At 52.6% G+C, this 17,871-nt stretch carries 17 protein-coding genes and 1 pseudogene; 17 read left to right on the top strand and 1 reads right to left on the bottom strand.

Annotation, left to right across the window (positions count from 1 at the left end; translation table 11 throughout):
• Positions 1–112, top strand: a pseudogene (locus tag IAG03_RS11945) (IS200/IS605 family transposase); the annotation flags it as partial.
• Positions 113–299: 187 nt separating this feature from the next.
• Here IAG03_RS11945 and IAG03_RS11940 read toward each other — a convergent pair.
• A complete protein-coding gene (locus IAG03_RS11940; RefSeq protein WP_249320262.1) occupies positions 300–836 on the bottom strand; it encodes a TetR/AcrR family transcriptional regulator in 537 nt (178 codons plus the stop codon).
• 170 nt (positions 837–1,006) lie between these two features.
• On the opposite strand from IAG03_RS11940, the gene IAG03_RS11935 reads away from it, so the two are divergent.
• From IAG03_RS11935 to IAG03_RS11860, 16 genes are all read left to right on the top strand, one after another.
• Entirely contained in the window at positions 1,007–3,712 is a 2,706-nt protein-coding gene (locus IAG03_RS11935; RefSeq protein ID WP_249320261.1) for an efflux RND transporter permease subunit, read from the top strand.
• Positions 3,713–3,830: 118 nt separating this feature from the next.
• Positions 3,831–4,598, top strand: coding sequence for a class B sortase (srtB, locus tag IAG03_RS11930; RefSeq protein ID WP_249320260.1), 768 nt, complete (start codon positions 3,831–3,833; stop codon positions 4,596–4,598).
• A gap of 1,080 nt (positions 4,599–5,678) precedes the next feature.
• Complete coding sequence (locus IAG03_RS11925) at positions 5,679–5,957, top strand: hypothetical protein (protein WP_249320259.1); 279 nt, start codon at positions 5,679–5,681, stop codon at positions 5,955–5,957.
• Positions 5,924–6,688: a hypothetical protein gene (locus tag IAG03_RS11920; RefSeq protein ID WP_249320258.1), complete on the top strand. Its 765-nt coding sequence runs from the start codon at positions 5,924–5,926 to the stop codon at positions 6,686–6,688. Before IAG03_RS11925 ends, IAG03_RS11920 begins: the two co-directional genes overlap by 34 nt.
• Entirely contained in the window at positions 6,685–7,896 is a 1,212-nt protein-coding gene (locus IAG03_RS11915) for a glycosyltransferase (RefSeq protein WP_249320257.1), read from the top strand. The genes IAG03_RS11920 and IAG03_RS11915 overlap by 4 nt, the downstream gene beginning before the upstream one ends.
• Before the next feature lie 246 nt (positions 7,897–8,142).
• Positions 8,143–8,706: a hypothetical protein gene (locus tag IAG03_RS11910; protein WP_249320256.1), complete on the top strand. Its 564-nt coding sequence runs from the start codon at positions 8,143–8,145 to the stop codon at positions 8,704–8,706.
• A 367-nt stretch (positions 8,707–9,073) separates the two neighbouring features.
• The gene (locus tag IAG03_RS11905; protein ID WP_249320255.1) at positions 9,074–9,385 is read left to right on the top strand and encodes a cyclic nucleotide-binding domain-containing protein; all 312 of its coding nucleotides are present in this window, start codon (positions 9,074–9,076) and stop codon (positions 9,383–9,385) included.
• A gap of 115 nt (positions 9,386–9,500) precedes the next feature.
• Positions 9,501–10,601: a KamA family radical SAM protein gene (locus IAG03_RS11900; protein ID WP_249320254.1), complete on the top strand. Its 1,101-nt coding sequence runs from the start codon at positions 9,501–9,503 to the stop codon at positions 10,599–10,601.
• Positions 10,602–10,711: 110 nt separating this feature from the next.
• Positions 10,712–11,167 carry a hypothetical protein gene (locus tag IAG03_RS11895; RefSeq protein WP_249320253.1) on the top strand — a complete coding sequence of 152 codons (456 nt, stop codon included), beginning with the start codon at positions 10,712–10,714 and terminating at the stop codon, positions 11,165–11,167.
• A gap of 21 nt (positions 11,168–11,188) precedes the next feature.
• On the top strand, positions 11,189–11,479 hold the full coding sequence (locus IAG03_RS11890; RefSeq protein ID WP_249320252.1) for a DDE-type integrase/transposase/recombinase: 291 nt from the start codon (positions 11,189–11,191) through the stop codon (positions 11,477–11,479).
• A gap of 10 nt (positions 11,480–11,489) precedes the next feature.
• Positions 11,490–11,660, top strand: a complete 171-nt coding sequence (locus tag IAG03_RS11885; protein ID WP_249320177.1) for an IS3 family transposase — start codon at positions 11,490–11,492, stop codon at positions 11,658–11,660.
• Between the two features lie 257 nt (positions 11,661–11,917).
• Positions 11,918–12,253, top strand: coding sequence for a multidrug transporter (locus IAG03_RS11880; protein ID WP_249320251.1), 336 nt, complete (start codon positions 11,918–11,920; stop codon positions 12,251–12,253).
• 148 nt (positions 12,254–12,401) lie between these two features.
• On the top strand, positions 12,402–14,399 hold the full coding sequence (locus IAG03_RS11875; RefSeq protein ID WP_249320250.1) for an FtsX-like permease family protein: 1,998 nt from the start codon (positions 12,402–12,404) through the stop codon (positions 14,397–14,399).
• A gap of 23 nt (positions 14,400–14,422) precedes the next feature.
• Positions 14,423–15,079 (top strand): ABC transporter ATP-binding protein, encoded by a 657-nt coding sequence (locus IAG03_RS11870; protein ID WP_249320249.1) that lies wholly within the window; start codon positions 14,423–14,425, stop codon positions 15,077–15,079.
• 73 nt (positions 15,080–15,152) lie between these two features.
• Positions 15,153–16,403 carry a serpin family protein gene (locus IAG03_RS11865; protein WP_249320248.1) on the top strand — a complete coding sequence of 417 codons (1,251 nt, stop codon included), beginning with the start codon at positions 15,153–15,155 and terminating at the stop codon, positions 16,401–16,403.
• A 42-nt stretch (positions 16,404–16,445) separates the two neighbouring features.
• Positions 16,446–17,858 carry a hypothetical protein gene (locus IAG03_RS11860; protein ID WP_249320247.1) on the top strand — a complete coding sequence of 471 codons (1,413 nt, stop codon included), beginning with the start codon at positions 16,446–16,448 and terminating at the stop codon, positions 17,856–17,858.
• Positions 17,859–17,871 lie beyond the last annotated feature (13 nt).

Here is a 17,871-nt window from a genome sequence, read left to right as displayed (position 1 = left end):
AAATGAAGCAACGATACGGAAGGATATACGTGAGCAAGAGACGCACGATCAGATGATGGATAAAATCACAACAAAGGAATTGGAAGACCCTTTTAAGGGGCTGGCCAAGTAATCAGTCCGCAATGGCTTGAACGAAGTGAAAGCCAGCGTCTTTTAGGCGCTGGCTGTATTAAGCCCTTATAGGGCTTTGTCAAGCCACCCCTTAGAGGGATGGTCTTGACTTTTTAGTGACTATCCATTGGCGTGGGAACGTCGCAGTATGAAATGCACCGTCGGGGTCTCTGTTTAAACTACGTTTTTCATTGCGTCAGCTTGCGGATGACGCCGTTGAGAAACACCGCCATCTTTTTCGGCGACTGCCGGTTCTCTCGATTCAGCCACTCTCGTATCACCGCATAGCCGCCCTGATAGAAGAAAAGGCAAAGCTCATCCCGTTCTTCCTCGGTAAAGGTGTCCGGGATCGCCATGTCAAGCTGGCGCCGGATAGTGGGCAGATCGAACAGCTTGGTTGAAAAGTCCTTATCCGGCAGGGCGTTGATGAGCACCTTGAAATGCTCCTCATCAGCAAGCAGCGCCTCCAGCATCCGGCATAGACAGTCTTCGCCATCGGATGCATTGTCGGATAGGATCTCCTCCAGCTTGCGGAAGCAGTCATTCTCAATGTCGGTCAACAGATCGCTCTGACTGCCGTAATACTTATAAAAGGTCACACGGTTAAGCTGTGCCTTGGCGCACAGCTCATAGATGGTGATTTTCTCAAGCGGCTTTTCTTTCAGGAGCGTTATCAGTGCATTTTTCAGCAGCATCTTGCTCAGCCGCACTCTTTGATTCTCCATACGCACTCCTTCTGCTAACAAATGGCTCGTAGTTGTTTACTTCCAATCATAAACAGCACGTCTTGTTTGCATCGCGATTATTTAAAGTAAACAGTCTGTTGACTTTATACTTTAATGTAATTATATTTCAAGCATAGAGATTTGTCAACAACCACGCAGGAGGGACACCTATGAAGCGACTGTCAAGCTTTATTGTAAACAAACGGATCTTTATTCTTACCATCATGCTGATACTGACCGCAGCTTGCGGGTTTCTGATTCCGCAGGTCGGCGTGAATTCGGATATGACCAAATATCTGCCCAACGATTCGCAGATGCGGCAGGGAATTTCTCTTATGGAGGAGGAATTTCCGGAGGAGAATGCAGCCTACACAATTCGCGTAATGTTCCGCGGGCTGAGCGATGACAAAAAGATGGAGCTGAAGGATGCGCTTGCCACGGTTAAAAATGTAGAGAGTGTTTCCTTTGATCCGGATAGCAGCGACTACAACAGCGGTGAATACACCCTCTACATCCTCAATACCCAATACGGATATGACACCGAGGAAGAAACCGCCATTGAAGAACAGGTGGCAGAGGCGTATTCCGATTATGACCTTACGATAAAGAACAATGATACTTCATCGCCGGACATTCCGTTTTCTGTCTATCTGGCGGCGTTTGGGATCATTCTGATTGTTCTGCTTATCTCCTGCGGCTCGTACTTTGAGCCGGTACTGTTCCTTATCACTATCGGTGTTGCCGTTGTGCTGAACCTGGGCACGAATTATTTCCTCGGCGAGATATCAGATGTCAGCTTCGGAATCGCGGCGGTGCTGCAGCTTGCGCTGTCGATGGACTATTCCATTATCTTAATGAATCGCTACCGGCAAGAGCTTAAAAAGACCGATGACCGCAAGGAAGCAATGAAGAGCGCATTGCGTGCAGCCTTTGGCTCAATTACCGGCAGCGCCGTCACCACCATCGTCGGACTCTTGGTGCTTGTCTTTATGAGCTTTAAGATCGGCGCGGATATCGGCGTTGTGCTGGCAAAGGGCGTTGCATTCAGCATGCTTTGCGTGTTCACGGTTCTGCCGGCACTCATCCTGATGTCGCACAGGCTGATTGAAAAGACCGAGAAGAGAAAGCGGGCAGAGAACGCGGATAAAAAGTGCCTCGCAGCTGCGCTGGGCAAATTCAGCTATCGTTTCTGTAAGGTGATTGCCGTTTTGTTTGTGGTGCTGTTTGTCGGCACGGGCTATCTGCAGTACGGCACGAAAACCGTCTACACGCTGGCTGAAAAGGATCCGATCGCCAACATTTTCCCAAAAGACAACACAATTGTCCTGCTGTATGACAACGCAGATGAGGATAAAATTCCGGAAATTGCATCGGCAATGGAGGGAAAGGACGGCGTGACGAGCGTGCTTTCCTATCCTACGACCATAGGCAAACAATGCACCGTCGATGAGATGACGGAACTGCTCTCAGATTTGGGCGGCAACCTGAAGGCGGATGCAGGGTTGTTGAATATCGCATTCTACCGCTATGGTACAAAGGGACAGACAGAACCCATGACGCTGTCCGCTTTTGTTGAGTTTCTCTCAGATACCGTGGCTGCCGACCCTTTGTTTTCCGACTACATCGACGAAACCGCCGCGGCACAGCTTGCGGAGCTGAAGCCCTTAACCGATAAGGAGGCGCTGAGCACACCCCTGCCGTCCGCCGCTTTGGCGCAGAGTCTCGGTATGGATGAGGGGCAGGTCACACAGCTCTTTATGCTCCGCTACGGTATGGAGTACACACCGGATAAGACCATGTCTCTGTATGAATTTGTTTCCTTCCTGACGGAAAATGTTCTGCCGAATCCGGAATATGCCGCAATGTTTGATGATACGGCAAAGGGAAAGCTGTATCAGACCAAGGTCATCGCCGATGCCGTGGTAAACGACAAGGAATTCACGGCGAAGGAGATGGCGGACTTACTCGGAGAAATGGGCAATCAATTCGATGAGAACACGGTGGAGCTGCTCTATCTGTACCACGGGAGCATGAAGCAGACCGATACAGAGTACACCATGTCTCCGGCTCAGTTGGTTGAATATCTTGAAACACTGTGCAGCGATCCGTCCTTCTCCTCTTTGCTGACGGCTGAACAGAAGGACGGAATCAGCAAGGCCAAAACGCAGCTCGACGACGGTACAGCGCAGCTCAAAGGCGAACGGTATTCCCGCCTGACCATTACCACCAAGCTGCCGGTCGAATCGGAGAAAACCTCGGCATTTGTCAAGGAACTGTCTGCATTGTGCGACGAAAAGCTGCCCGGCGAGCACTATCTCATCGGCAACAGCATAATGGTTGATGAAATGGAGTCCGGATTTGGGCGAGAGCAGCTGGTTATCACGCTGCTTACTGCGGTATCCATTTTTATCGTGGTGGCGCTGACCTTCCGTTCTCTTGCCGTCCCGGCAATCCTCGTGCTGATTGTTCAGTGCGGCGTATTCATCACCGTCTCGGCACTGGGAGCGATCGGCGGCTCAATGTACTATCTGGCACTGCTGATTGTGGAATGCATCCTTATGGGTGCGACCATCGACTATGGAATTTTGTTTACCAGCTATTACCGTGAAATGCGGGCAACGCTCCCTATAAGCGAGGCGCTGATTGCTGCATACAAAGGCAGTATCCACACGATCCTTACCTCCGGCACCATTATGGTGCTCATTACGGCGGTGATCGGTCCGCTGTTCGGCAACCCCACCATTGAGCAGATTGTCCGCACGTTGTCGGTGGGCTGCGCCTCAGCCATGTTCCTGATCCTGTTCCTCCTGCCCGGAATTATTGCTTTGTGCGACAGGGCTGTAGTTGGAAAAAACAAAAAAGAAAAAGGCGAATAGTTTTATGTATGGGAAGGAGCCTGCGGTGTGCCGCAGACTCCTTCTGACATTCAAAGGCTATGGAATCCCCCATTAAAAATCCAAATATGTTTTTTGCTTGTCAAATTAGAAGAATAGATTGCCCTTTGGGATTCTCACAGCAACTTTTATCGCCATCATGGCGTTTTCTGCGTGGAAGATCTGGGAAATTCGTTCCGAGTACCGCGTGGGGGAAGATGCGTATGACGATATCAGCCACATGGTTTCGCTTCCTCCGAAAACTGCTGTGCCACAGCCTTCTGCTACCAGCGAGTCTGGCGGGGCAGAAACACAACCGGATGAGGACGACACAATTTGGCCTGAGGCGGATTTTGCTGCACTGCGTGAGATCAACCCTGATATCGTTGCCTGGATCTACATTGAGGGAACGGAGATCAATTATCCGGTTGTGCAGGGAGAGGATAACGACTATTATTTGAAGCACCTGTTCACTGGCGAATGGAACGGATCCGGCTGTATCTTTCTGGATTCCCGAAATGATGCAAGCTTCGCCGACCGGCACTCCATTATTTATGGACACCACAGGAAGAACGGCACAATGTTTACGGGCCTTGACAAATACAAGAAGCAGGAATTCTTTGACGATCATCCGGTTGCGCTGCTGATAACACCGGAGAAAAGCGATAAAGTGGAGTTCTTCGCGGGGTATGTTGCCGCACCACAGGACGATGCGTGGGAAGTCGGCTTTACGGATGCGGAGTTTGAAGTATGGCTTAGAAAAGCAGTCAACCGTTCCTGCTTTTCCGGCGAAATTACTCCCGATGTATCCGATCGCATTCTTACGCTCTCTACATGCAGCTATGAGTTCGCTGATGCTCGTTTTGTGCTGGCAGGAGCACTTCGATAAAAAACGTTTGTGCCGGAGAAGACACCACTGCAGGGCAGAGCAACACCTGAGAAAAAACATCGAAGTAATCAGCCTGAACCGTAATATTTTCAAAACCCCTCTTGAAAAAGTGCCAACTTTTTCGTATAATAAAATTGCCACTTATAAGGAGCGAGGAAGAAAGACTCGGCTTGAAAGTGCATCCGCCCGGCGTTGAGTTTGAAATTGCTGTATAGAGACAGCCAAGGAAAGTGGGAAAACACGATCAGACGCGGCGGCCATTCGTGATGGAAAACTGTTTCCGTCTTTCGGCATATATTTCATCGCAGTTTCTGTTAAGAAGTTCCAGGCCGGGAGGGAGAACATCCCTGTGTAAAAGGGCTTTTTGACGAGGAATATGACAACAATAAAGATGATTCATTGATAGAAAGGAGGCTGCTGCCATGTTTATCGTTTTTCGTACCTGGTTCGGCTTTGTGCGAATGCAATATTGGTGCAGCTTCCTCAGTAGGAGTTGTCAAAACCAAATCAGGATTAGCGGCGCATAAGCTGGACCGAGCGGTCTGCTTGTGCGCTTTTCTTTTTTGCACACGAAGTAAGTTTGGGAATCGAGCGCTCTCGCCATAACGGAAAAACACGAACCGTGTTACGATGGTTCTTTGTTTACCTATTGAGATCAGGCAGTGCGAAGGAGGCAGGAGATGTAGGCGGTATCATAACATGAGATGCCTATAGAAAAGACGGCGGTGTATTCAGGGTGCTTATCCTTGTCCATTTGTTGTTTTCAGAAAACAATAACGACGGGCGCATAGGACGGCACGTTAGAGAATCTCCTCTGTATCAATAAAGAAGGCGGTAAGAGCCCTCCTGCTCCGTTCAAGCCTGTATTTTCTCGCTCCTTTGAGATAATGAGAATGTGCGGCCGTACAGGATAGAGCAAGGAGGGCTTTTAATGAAAATTGCCATCGGAATGATTGTGCGGAATCTTATATCTGCGCATCCGCTGACAAACTTTCTGGATAATGCCGAGAAGTATGATCACCCGATTGAAGCGTGATTGCCGTATACTCTCATGAGGCTGATCCGGAGGCGATTTAAGAATTGCAGCGCAAGGCGAAGGTTTCTCTGATCCGGCTTCAGAACTACGAAAGAGCGCATATGATTTTGAAGCGGATCGGCGTCCGATTCTCATCCATTCAGCAGCTTTTGTTCTGCCCGTTGATTGATACGCACGGACTGATTCCTTATGGCTTTAATCGGAATCAGGTGCTGATGGAAGCGCTGTTTACAGGCATGGACTACCTGATTTTTGTGGTTCGGATGTGCAGCCGCGCGTGCTGCGCCAAATGCCTGACGGGACACCCCGGTTTGAGGAAATAGCCTTTATCGGAGCGCATCTATATGGGATGTCTCTGGGCGCGACCGTTACCAGCAGCGATTACAGCGGATACAACATCCTGCCTCCGGCTTCCTTTGAGGGGATGACAGATCTGCTCTGGGGACTCCATAAGGAGGATATGTCGGAGTTTTGGCAAAGCAGCGAGATCCACGGCGGACTTATTGTACAGGAAGCCGAGGCATCTAATCTGCAGCCCACCACAAAGGTTTTGGGCGGAAACATGGGCATCCGCATGAGCACATTGACGATGCTTCCGCCGTTTTTCTCGCCTTACTATTTTTACAATAAGACGCCGCTCCTCGCCAGAGGGGAGGATACGCTCATGGGGTTGGCAGCATCTCGGAGCCATATTAAATTTCTGGACATCCAAACGCCCATTTTTCATGATACATATGGGGACTATCCCAAAATTCCGGATCTCCAAAACAACAGCAGTGTTCGCGACAGGCTCTACTATGCCTGTACGGGCTGGATCGACCGCAATGTGTTTTTCCGTTGGAAGACGGGACATGCTCCCACAGAGTTTACCAAGAGAAATCGGCAGTTGGCAGATGGAGCGAAAGCACGATACCGGTATACAAACGACAGACGGTTTTTGTATCTTCCGGATATCCAGTCCTCAGCGGAGGCGTGGCTGCTGGATATGGTGAAACAGCATCAGAAAACGAAGGAGGCATGGGCTGAGTTAACAGAAAGGTGGTTTGGACGATGAGAATATTGCTGATCAACCATTTCCCGCTGGAAGGATCGGGAAGCGGCATCTACACCAAGAATATTGCGCTGCATCTGCACAAGCGCGGACATGAGGTTGCTGTTGTTTTTCCTGAGAACCAGCCGTTCCCTATGCTGCCCGGGATCCAAATGTATCCGGTGATGTTTTCAAAGGGTAAAATGCAGGGAGGTGAGCTCCCCTTTAATTTTCCTTGCTTTACCACACATCCTCAGAGCCGGACTACATTTGCGGATCTCGGTATCGGGCAGTTGACGAGGTATCTTACTGTGTTCTCTGCTGCTTTGAGACAGGCAGTACAGGAGTTTCAACCGGATATCATTCATGCACAGCACGCATGGGTTCTCTCCTGGCTGGCTTCCCTGTGCAGCCTTCCTCTGGTCATAACCATACATGGGACGGAGCTGATGGGCTGCAAAAAGTGGCCAGCCTTTCGGAGCTTTGCAGAGGAGGCTGTCGCGGGAAGCACAAAAGTACTGGCCATCTCCGCAAACAATCGGGATCTTGCGCTTGAGCAACTCCCAATGGCGGCGGACAAGCTTCTGCTGTTGCCCAACGGATACAATGAGGACATTTTCTATCGGGAAGAAGTGGACAGGGAAGCGCTTTTCGATTCGCTCGGCCTTTCTTATTGCGGAGAGTATGTCATTCTGTTTGTTGGAAAGCTGGCAGCCTTTAAGGGCGTGGACACATTGTTGCGCACGGCGCGCCGCTATGAGTGGCTGGCGGATCGGGAGTTCATCACACTGATTGCCGGCGACGGCGAGGAACGGGAGCGATTGTCAGAGCTGCACAAGCAGCTTGGTCTGAGGAACACCTTCTTCCTTGGCAACCAGAAGCAGGACGAGCTGCGGCGGCTCTACAATGCGGCGGATGTTTTTGTAATGCCCTCCCGCCGTGAGCCATTCGGCCTTGTTGCCTTGGAGGCGATGGCCTGCGGACTGCCTGTTGTCGGCTCCAATGAAGGCGGTCTGCCGGAGTTTATCAGCAGTCAAGAGGGAACATTGGTCTCTCCGGAGGACGAGGAAGCTTTCTGCACTGCGATCTTGAATGAACTGACGAGACATCATACAGAGCCGGAGCGGCGTGACATCATCGCACGCTATGTCAGCAGCAATTTTGCGCAGGCACAGTTCGTGGCAAAGCTGGAGCAGGTCTATCAACGCGCTGTAAGAGATTTTTCGGACTAAGGAGGGCGAGCCGTATGAGGAAAACCATGATAATCCCCACCTGCTGGTGCCGCAAAACAGGCGACCCCTGGCAGGAGGGGGACGCCGTCTATGACCATCCCACCCCGGTGGATCAGGAGGGAACGCTGGAGCGTACTTTAGTCAGCATGAAGCAGTTCCATGAAAAAGACTTCAAGCTGGTGATTTTGATCTGTCCCCACCACCCCGGAGGTGGAGGCTGCTGCCTACGAGAAGGTACTTCGTATCGTGGGCCGGGCGCAGCTGAGTGCGGAGACATACCTGTTTACTGCGGGAGACCTGTGCGAGATAGCGGGGATTCTGCGTAAAGCCGGACTGAACGACCGGGGTGCACAGCTTCTGTCCATGTTCGGATACTCAAATGTGCGCAACATCTGCCTGCTGGCCGCCTCCATCCTGACGGCGGACGCTGCTCTGCTCATCGACGATGATGAAATTTTCGAACTGCCGGACTTTGTGCCGCGCTCGCTGGAATTCTTGGGCAGAAGAGTCTACGGAGACATCGTGCACGGCGTTGCCGGCTACTGCCTGAACAGTAAGGGGCAGTATTACGACGATGTAAGCCCAGAGCCGTGGATGACCTATTGGGACCGCTTCGGCTGCAAGGCGCGCGCCTTTGATCAAATCATCGGCAGCGGACCGCGGCTCAAGCGCACGCCTTTTGCCTTCGGCGGAGCCATGATCCTGCACAGAGAGCTTTTCGAGTGTGTACCCTTTGATCCCCTTGTAACCCGGGGTGAGGATGTGGATTATCTTAAGCCGGATTTTCGGCTTCAGCTTCTTTCTGGATAATACCCTGTCTGTCAAGCATCTGCCGCAGCCCAAGTTCCCCCCAAGTGGAAGCGTCTGTGGGAGGATATTTACCGTTTTGTATATCAGCGCGCCAAAATGCAGTCTCAGCACAAAACAGGGAATCTTGTCCATATCAGCCCGGAGGACTTTGACCCCTATCCCGGGGAATTCCTCAAGCCGGATCTGGACGAGAAGATCTATCGAAGCAGCAGGATGCTCTCATCGCAGGATCTTGCAAATAGCGATCCTGACGCCGCTATGGAAGCCATGCGGAACATCTATATTGCCAAGCACAATGCCCCGCCCGCCTTTGACGCCTTCCGTGCCTATCTGGACACCCAAACACAATGGGAGAGGCTCATCCGCCTTGTATGGCAGGAGCGATACGCCGTCCGCGCCGCTGGAGATCGCGGATCTCACGCCGGGCAGCTTCCTAGGAGAAAATTGCCTTTCCCGCAGCGTGTTCCGCCTCAGCGGGACGGCGGCGGAGTTCACCGAACTGCTGTGCATCTCCAGAGGGCGATTGAAGGCTCTGCCGGAAGAGCACCCCGCCATCGGCGTCAAGCTGCTCCAGTGCTTCCTCGCCAGCCTGTCCGAGAAGATCATGCGCTCCAACGAGCTGCGGAGGGAAGCGGAAGCGTATGACCATAATGCAGTCAATGGGATTACGGAGGAATGAGCACGGAGGATCCGCCATCTAATAACCCTCGAAGCTTCGGCCATGCCGCGCCAGATCGGCGCAGTGGGTGCATGGAAAGCACATTATTATTACAGAAAGGAACGGAGGATTATCAATGCCTTGGAGTCGCGAACTCAAACATAACATTACGGATGTGGCACGGCTGCAAGCACAGCTTGGCCTGAATGCTTCGGAAATAGAACAGCTGCAAGAACTGTGTGAACATTTTCCAATGTCGATCACTCGTCACTACTTGCAGCAGATTGATTGGAGCGATCCATCGGATCCCATCCGAAAAATGTGCGTTCCAACCTTTTTTGAAGCGGACCAAAGCGGGGCGTTTGATACCAGCGGTGAAGCGAGCAACACCGTATGTGAAGGTGTGCAGCACAAGTATCGGCAAAGCGCTCTTGTTCTGACGACCAATCGCTGCGCCATGTATTGCCGCCACTGTTTTCGCAAACGGTTGGTCGGTTCTTCGGACGAAGAAATTGCCCGCAGCTTTTTCAAAGTGGTGGACTATGTTCATGACCATAAAGAGATTTCTAATGTCATTCTGAGTGGTGGCGATGCCTTGATGCTTCCGACAAAAACGCTTTCGCACTATCTGCTCGCTTTTGTAGAGATGGAGCATCTGGATCTGATACGCATTGCCACGCGGATTCCCGTGGTTCTCCCTACAAGAATTACAGAAGATACAGAGCTTCAGGATGCGCTGCGATCCTATGGCAGAAAAAAGCAGATTTATGTGGTCACACAATTCAATCACCCCAGAGAGCTGACGGAGAAATCCATAGCCGCAGTAAGAGTTCTGCGTGAATGCGGCACGGTGATAAAAAATCAGACTGTATTGCTCAAGGGTGTGAACGATGATCCTGCCGTATTGGGTTCGCTTCTTCGAAAACTGACGGCCTGCGGTGCAGTTCCTTACTATGTATTTCAGTGCCGCCCGGTTACCGGTGTTAAAAACTCCTTTCAAGTCCCGCTTTCTCTGGGCTATGACATTGTGGAGGGTGCAAAGGCCATGCAAAACGGACAGGGTAAATGTCTGAAATACTGTATGTCCCATCCACGGGGGAAGATCGAAATTGCGGGGAAACTGGAGGATGGCGCGATGCTTTTCAAGTTTCATCAGGCAAAGCATGACCATGATGCCGGACGGATTTTTACAAGAAAGCTTCCGAAGGAGGAAACATGGCTTCCGGACAATCTCTGATGTTTTGGTATGAGAATTTTCTAATGGTATGCCAAAACCGCAGGAGCCGAGAGATCCGTAGATCCATTTAATAGCGAAGGACTCATACCTGAAAAAGGAGGCATGAGAAGATGCGGAAGATATTGGCGGCAGCATTGGCTGTTTTCCTTCTTATTTCTCTTTCCGCCTGCTCTGGTGAAAAAGGAATACTGTGTGGCGTGGAAACGGATTATCCCGTGATGATTATGGTAAACGGGACGCTATATTACGGCTCCGCGAGCCGATATGAGGGAGCCGTGGACGAGACTGCCGTTAAAACAATTACTTCCTATACGGATGCCGTACCGAAAAAGGACGGCGAATGCAATTTTGACCGCAGTCTGAAAACAAAATACATCCTGACGGAGCAGGGGCTTGTCGTGCTCTGGAATGGAGAATGGCGGCTGTTTCGCGCGGAGGGGCAGGACGTTGATCCGAATGTTCCTGCCGGAAAAATCCGCTTTGATAGCGGCGGAATCTATGAAGACAGCACCCCGGTCATCGAACGGCACACTTTCCGTATATATGTCAATTTCGATATGGAATGAGGCGGCGGGACAATCACATATATGCTCTTTTGGGCAACCAATATCACCTATATTCCCGCAGCTAAGGGAATGGTGTATCTGTGTGCCGTACTGGATCTGTGCGGAAAAATGCTGCCGGCTTACCGGATCGGCGGTGATATGACCGCTCCGCTGGTGACGGATACCGTTCGGGATGCCTGTAAAAAAGAGAAGGCCGCTGATGGACGAATCCTCCACAGCGGCCAAGGGTCACAATACACATCCCAAGCATACTTTGACCTAAGCCAAGAATACCATTCAGCCGTCGATGTCCAGCCCCGGATGCCCTTATGACAATGCGGCAATGGAAAATTTTTTCGGGACGCTGAAAACAGAGTGCCTGTATCGGAGAAAATTTTCGTGCCGGGCTGAAGTCGAACAGGCGGTGGCGGAGTATGTGCGATTCTGCAACTATGAGCGGATCAACCTGAAAAACGGCCTCACTCCGTTTGAAATCCGGAGCAAGGCCGTGTAATTCGCCGCTATTCTGCGACTGGGCGCTTTTTTGTTTGTCTGCTAAACGGGGAACAGTCCAGATTGTTTTTTACTTGATGCACTTTTTATTATACAATAAAAATAGATATGTGCTGCAATGTAAAACATGAGACGGCGAAAAGGGAATATCCGAATGTTGATGTGTATGATGCGGCACAGCAGCGTTTTCGCTTTCTGTTCCGTGAATTTGAAAGAAATCAGGGTGGTTGATGAAGTTCAAGGAGAGGAGGCAAAAGCATGCAATCCAATTGGAATTCTAAACGGGATTGGCTTCTGTTCCGAAACAAGATTGCCGGATGGCAGGAGGCTTATATCGGGAGGCTGAACAAGGAATATATCGAATTGTTGCGTGGAGACGGTTCCGAAGCTGATAAGTTTTGGGAGTTATGCAAGCGCATCCGTGAGGATAGACGCTGTGCCGGCGTGCAGATCTCCATGAGAGGATCGGATCCTCTTCCAATCATCTGCCGTATGATCCATGAGGGAGTGATCACACTCGGCGATCTCGACGAGTTCAGCGACGAACTGCGGGAATCGGTGGCGACAATTACGGAGCCGCATAGGGACATATAAAAAGGAAACTTGATACATAAATCATCGACCCGTAGGCGCGATTGATACCGCAAAGCCAACAGGCCATATACACAGGGCATCGGCTTTGCGCAGCAAGGCCGGTGCCCTGTCGCCATTTTATAAACCATGTTGAACAGGAGGCTAGTTCATGTCTTATCTGCTCTATATGAAACGCTCATTCACGCGCGCCTCCCGCCGTCATGCGGTGCTGTTTGCGGTGCTGACCTGCGCGTTTCTGCTGCCGCTGCTGATCTCCATTTACCGGGACAGCAATGCCTGGGGCACACGGCAATATCTTCTTGTCCGTTCCGCGGGGGAAACCTATCACATTGGGAACGCAACGGAAGCGGACGTGCCATATTTTGAGGGTATCCGCGGACTGTCCGCGCCCGTTTATCGTGACGGCACCATCTATCTGCATATTCTGTCGGACGAGGAATGGAGAAATTCGGAGAGCGTGACCGTTTATAAAAACGAGATTCGAAAGCGTATGGAGGCATCGGACAATGAAGCCCTGCTCCCGACGGCGTTCAGCTATGAATACGCCCACGGGATATCCACTGATCCGTCCCATCTTTCGGGGCAGCGAATCCTTCTGCTCGTCAATTTGCTGGTCATTCTGCTCTCGGTATCGGTGCTGCGTTCCGCTTACCGAAGTCACTTGAAGCGCTTTTCCTCTGACGTTGGGACGCTCCGCGCCTGCGGAGCCAGCCGCCGTCAGATCAGCGCCCTGTTTGCCGCGGAGCTTGCGGCGGTGTTCCTGCTCGCGGCGGCCTGCGCCGTGGTTATTTCCGTCGTATCGCTGAAAGCGCTGTTCACGGCGTTTCTTGAGATCCGCCACGACAGCCTCGCGTGGCTGATCTTTCATGTGGAGCCGATGAATATTCTGCTCCATCTGGCGGCTTTCTTCGTTACACTGGGACTGTCGCTGGACATGACCCTGCACCGATACAGCCGTGAGCCTGCGCGGGCGCTGCTGTATGATATGGAAAATGAGCAGAAGGTCAAGCGCGGACGAAAGCCCCTCCGACGGCGTTCCACCCCAGCGGCAACCCTCTGCGGCCTGTGGTGCAGCCGTGCGAACCGCAGCTTCCGTTCCTGCCTTGCTGTTTCCGTTCCCGTCATGGCGGTATTTCTGCTTCTATTCAACATCCTCACTGTTGCCTTGCAGGTCACGGGCGCGGAGGAGGAATGGGGGTTGAAGGTTTCCCGTTCCTCTCATGACGGAGAAGGCCTTTCTGCGGAGGATATATCGTATATTTCCGCTCTGGAGGGCGTGAAGCAGACGCGCCCCGTATATGAGCCGGACGGTTATATCCTGCTGCCAAAGTCCCCGGAGGAGGTAGAGACACCGCTGCGTATCCGACCGTGCAGCAGTCTTGGCGCGGCGTCTCAGACGCTTTCTAGGTATGAGATCGCCGTCAGCTGCAAAGCGGAACGCGGCGTCGGGGATGTACTGCGGCTTTGCCGGTCGGAAGCGTATTACGATGGAAACGGGGGTATCAAGCAGCCCGCATCGGAGGACGTGACCGTGCTGACGGTGACTGCGCTGACGGACACGAAGCCGTCCGGATGGGCGCTGGATATCTATGTAAGCGATGAGCTGTATGCGGACATCATCGCCTCAGAGCCGGCAACCGGCGTCGAGATCGCCCTGACCGATCCTGCCTTGAATGCGCAGGTGGAGACCGTCCTGCGGACGCACTTTGCAGGCGCGGAGTATGCTGTCACCAACCGTCAGTCGGGGTCGGATTTCCTGCGGGAGATGTCCTCCGGCGTGTATCTGCTGCTGGGGTACATCTTTGCGGTGCTGTTCCTGTTCATCCTGCTGATCCTCTATGTCCGGCTCTGCGACTACATCGAGGGCAGCCGCCCGCTGATCCGATCCTTTCACAGGATGGGCGCGTCAAAGCGGACGCTGTACCGCTCCTATATCCGGCAGGACGGGATCTCCGCCGCCGCTGCCGTTGCCGCGCCGTTTTTGATTAGCCTTCCGCTGACGGTGCTGCTGTGCGTATGGCAGAAAGCCCCGCTGCACCTTGACGGCGGGATGGTCGCAGTATACGCGGCTCTGGCGGCGCTGCTGCTGTTTACCTACTGGCATCCCGTACGCCGCTCGCTCAAGCGCGTACTACGTCCGCTATGATCATGCAGAAAGGAGATTTTCCGATGAATGCAGTGACTGTAAAAAATCTGACCAAGGTGTTCCGGCAGGGCGACGAGGATATCTACGCCGTGGATCACGTCAGCTTCACCGTTGCGCCGGGTGAAATGGTCGCCATCGTGGGGCAGTCCGGCTCCGGCAAGACCACCCTTCTGAACCTGATCGGCGGTATTGAGCATCCCACCTCCGGCAGCGTGGAGGTAGGCGGTGTGGACATTTGCTCCTCCGATGACGAGACGCTTTCCGGAATACGCAGACGGAAGCTCGGCTATATCTTTCAGGACTTCAACCTGATTCCCATTCTGACGGCGGAGGAGAACATCATCATGCCGCTGCTGCTGGACGGCAAAAAGCCGGATAAGACGAAGCTGCGGGAGCTGGCGGGCTTTTTGGGCATTGAGAACCGCCTGAAGCATCTGCCAGGTGAGCTGTCCGGCGGACAGAGGCAGCGCGTGACCATCGCCCGCGCCCTGATCAACGACCCGGTGATTCTCCTTGCTGACGAGCCCACCGGGAACCTTGACAAAAAGGCGGCAGACGAGATCATGGAGCTGCTGCTCGCCGTCAACCGCCGGGGAAATACCGTGCTGCTGGTGACGCATGAGCAGCGGTACGCCGACCTGTGCGGAAGAAAGATCGAAATCAGCGATGGGAAGATTTGAACTTTCACCCCCGATCAGAGCCGAGAAATCGGGCGAATAAATTTCTCAAATGAAACGGAAAGAGGTGCTTAGAATGAAAAAACAATGGATTGCCATATTCCTTTGCCTGTCGTTGTTAGCAACGGGGCTGCTGGGGCTGACCGGCTGCGCCGCAAAGGTGCAGGCGGATGACCTGATGAAGGGCATCACGCCGGAGAAGACTTCCGGAAGGGCGGCAGATGACGCCTTCAAAAACGGAGCGGCAGACTTCGCCGTCCGCCTGTTCCAGAACACGCGGGAGGAGGGAAAAAACAGCCTGATCTCGCCGCTGTCGGTTATGCTGGCGCTTTCCATGACCGCAAACGGCGCCAAGGGCGAGACCCTTGCGCAGATGGAAGTTCTGCTGGGCAGGGATATCCCGATCGATACGCTCAACGAATATCTCCATGCCTATGTCGGCAGTCTGCCATCCAGTGAAAAGACCAGGTTGACAATAGCCAATTCTATCTGGTTCAAGGACAGCGGCTTTACGGTGGAAGAGGATTTCCTGCAAAGAAACGCTGACTACTACGGTGCCGCGGCCTACAAGTCTGCCTTTGATGAAAAAACGCTGAGGGATATCAATAACTGGGTCAAGGAGAATACCGATGGTGTGATTGATAAGATCGTTGACCAGATGGATCCCTATGCCGTTATGTATCTTGTCAATACCGTGCTGTTCGATGCGGAGTGGCAGAATATCTACCGCAAGCATGAGGTGAGAGACGGAACCTTTACTGCTATCGACGGCGCAAAGAGAACCGTCTCCATGATGTACTCGAATGAGAGCCTTTATCTGGACGATGGGAAAGCGACCGGATTTCTCAAGCCCTATAAGAACGGCTACAGCTTCGCCGCGCTCCTCCCGAATGAGGGGGTTGCGCTGGATGATTACATCGCTTCCCTGACCGGTGAGGGCTTTCTCACCACAGTAAACAATGCGAAGGAAGTTCCTGTGGAGGCAGCCATGCCGAAGTTCTCTTATGACTACGGCATCGAGATGAGCGATGCGCTGAAAGCCCTCGGCATGACCGTACCGTTTGACGCGGAGCTTGCGGATTTTTCCGGCCTCGGACACCCGTCCGACGGCAACATTTATATCAGCCGTGTGCTCCACAAGGCATATATCGCCGTGGATGAAAAGGGCACGAAAGCTGGGGCGGCAACGGCTGTTGAGATAGCAGAAACCGGTGAAATGTTATCCATATATGCTGTGACACTTGACCGCCCGTTCGTCTATGCCATCATCGACGATGCCACCGGGCTGCCCATATTCATCGGCGCAGTTACGGACATTCAAAAGTAGTTTGAACTTAAGCAGCAGTCTATAAGTGAGGAGACGATGCATGTGAAAAAGAAAAGAACTGCGGGAGTTTTATGGATCCTGCTGCTGGCAGGAGTTTGTATACAGCCCGCCTATGCCAATTCCGCCCAGCGGCACTGGAGCGGTACGGACGGCACGGGCGCGGTCGTGACGGGAGAGGATTGCCCCATTGTGGTGGACAAAGAGCTTCTGACCTTCGATGTGCAGGAATTCCCAGAACAGGATTATCCGGATACGGACAGCTTCCTCGCCTATACCGGGAAAGTCACGGCAGAATATATCTTCCGCAATCCCGCCGACTATACGGTTACGGCCACGCTGGTTTTCCCGTTCGGTAATCCTCCACATTACGGAGAATACATCTATGACCATGCAACGGGTCGGCCGGTCGATGTTTCCGATACCCTAAAATACGGCGTTACGCTTGATGGAAAACCAGTAGAGGCGACCGTTCGGCACACCTTAAAGGCACGGCACACCTCGTTCTCCATCGAGGAGGATCTGCCGAAGCTGGCGGACAGCTATATCTCCGACAGCTTTTTCGATCCCGATCTGCCGGTCTGGGTGCAGAGGTATTCCGTCACGGGCATAGATAAAGAATACGGCGCAGCCACCGCCGCATTTGTCATAAATGCAGACAGCACAAAAACGCGGGTACTGTGCGAGGAGCAAACCGGCGGAGAGCGGCTTAGGGAGGGGGTTCGAGCCTCCTGCTGGGTACAAAACGGCGATACGATCACGGTGTATATCTTCGGCGAGCTGCCGAAGGAGGGGCTTGTATGGACGCTGTATGAAAACGGCGCCTGCGAAAAGGTTATCGAAGGCACAGTGTCGCCGGAGATTTCCGAGATGACCTTCAAGGACTATGCTCTCCGTGGCTATGACGAAAACTCCGGCATTCTGGAGTCTGACTGGTACAATGCTCAGGTCGAGCTTCTGCGGCGCAGTTCCGAAACATGGGGAAACGGTCTGATCCAGATCGAAGAGGGAGATTTTTCACTGATGCGATGGTATGAGTACACCCTCACGCTGGAGCCGGGGCAGGCGCTGAAAAACGCGGTGACAGCACCGGTGTATCCCGCCATTGATGCGGGCTATACACCGAGCCTCTATGCGTATACCTATCTGCTTTCCCCGGCAAAGACCTGGGCGCAGTTTGGAGAATTGGAAGTTGTGGTAAAAACACCCTATTACATGACGGAAAGCGGCATTGACGGCTTTACAAAGACGGACGGCGGGTATGCGCTGACCCTGCCGAGGTTGCCGGAAGGCGAGCTGACCTTTACGCTTTCCGAATCTGAGAAGCCGCAGCCCCCGAAGTGGTCGATCTTGTACCTTATGCCGACGGAGTTTATCATTGTACTGACGGCAGTACTTGCCGCCGTTGGCGCAGCCGTATTTCTGCTAAACCGCAGGAAGAAAAGAACAAAAATATAGAGAGAAAGGAAGG

Source organism: Yeguia hominis (assembly GCF_014384705.1).
Taxonomy (GTDB): Bacteria; Bacillota; Clostridia; order Oscillospirales; family Acutalibacteraceae; genus Yeguia; species Yeguia hominis.
The sequence above is the reverse complement of the archived record's forward strand: the minus strand, read 5'-3'. Positions and strand labels throughout refer to the sequence as shown.

Coding starts and splice junctions, on each gene's coding strand:
- IAG03_RS11885 (WP_249320177.1), top strand. CDS start 11,490: ATGGAAAATTTTTTCGGGACGCTGAAAACAGAGTGCCTGTATCGGAGA.
- IAG03_RS11900 (WP_249320254.1), top strand. CDS start 9,501: ATGCCTTGGAGTCGCGAACTCAAACATAACATTACGGATGTGGCACGG.
- IAG03_RS11935 (WP_249320261.1), top strand. CDS start 1,007: ATGAAGCGACTGTCAAGCTTTATTGTAAACAAACGGATCTTTATTCTT.
- IAG03_RS11895 (WP_249320253.1), top strand. CDS start 10,712: ATGCGGAAGATATTGGCGGCAGCATTGGCTGTTTTCCTTCTTATTTCT.
- IAG03_RS11875 (WP_249320250.1), top strand. CDS start 12,402: ATGTCTTATCTGCTCTATATGAAACGCTCATTCACGCGCGCCTCCCGC.
- IAG03_RS11915 (WP_249320257.1), top strand. CDS start 6,685: ATGAGAATATTGCTGATCAACCATTTCCCGCTGGAAGGATCGGGAAGC.
- IAG03_RS11880 (WP_249320251.1), top strand. CDS start 11,918: ATGCAATCCAATTGGAATTCTAAACGGGATTGGCTTCTGTTCCGAAAC.
- IAG03_RS11865 (WP_249320248.1), top strand. CDS start 15,153: ATGAAAAAACAATGGATTGCCATATTCCTTTGCCTGTCGTTGTTAGCA.
- IAG03_RS11940 (WP_249320262.1), bottom strand. CDS start 836: ATGGAGAATCAAAGAGTGCGGCTGAGCAAGATGCTGCTGAAAAATGCA.
- IAG03_RS11890 (WP_249320252.1), top strand. CDS start 11,189: ATGCTCTTTTGGGCAACCAATATCACCTATATTCCCGCAGCTAAGGGA.
- IAG03_RS11920 (WP_249320258.1), top strand. CDS start 5,924: ATGCCTGACGGGACACCCCGGTTTGAGGAAATAGCCTTTATCGGAGCG.
- IAG03_RS11870 (WP_249320249.1), top strand. CDS start 14,423: ATGAATGCAGTGACTGTAAAAAATCTGACCAAGGTGTTCCGGCAGGGC.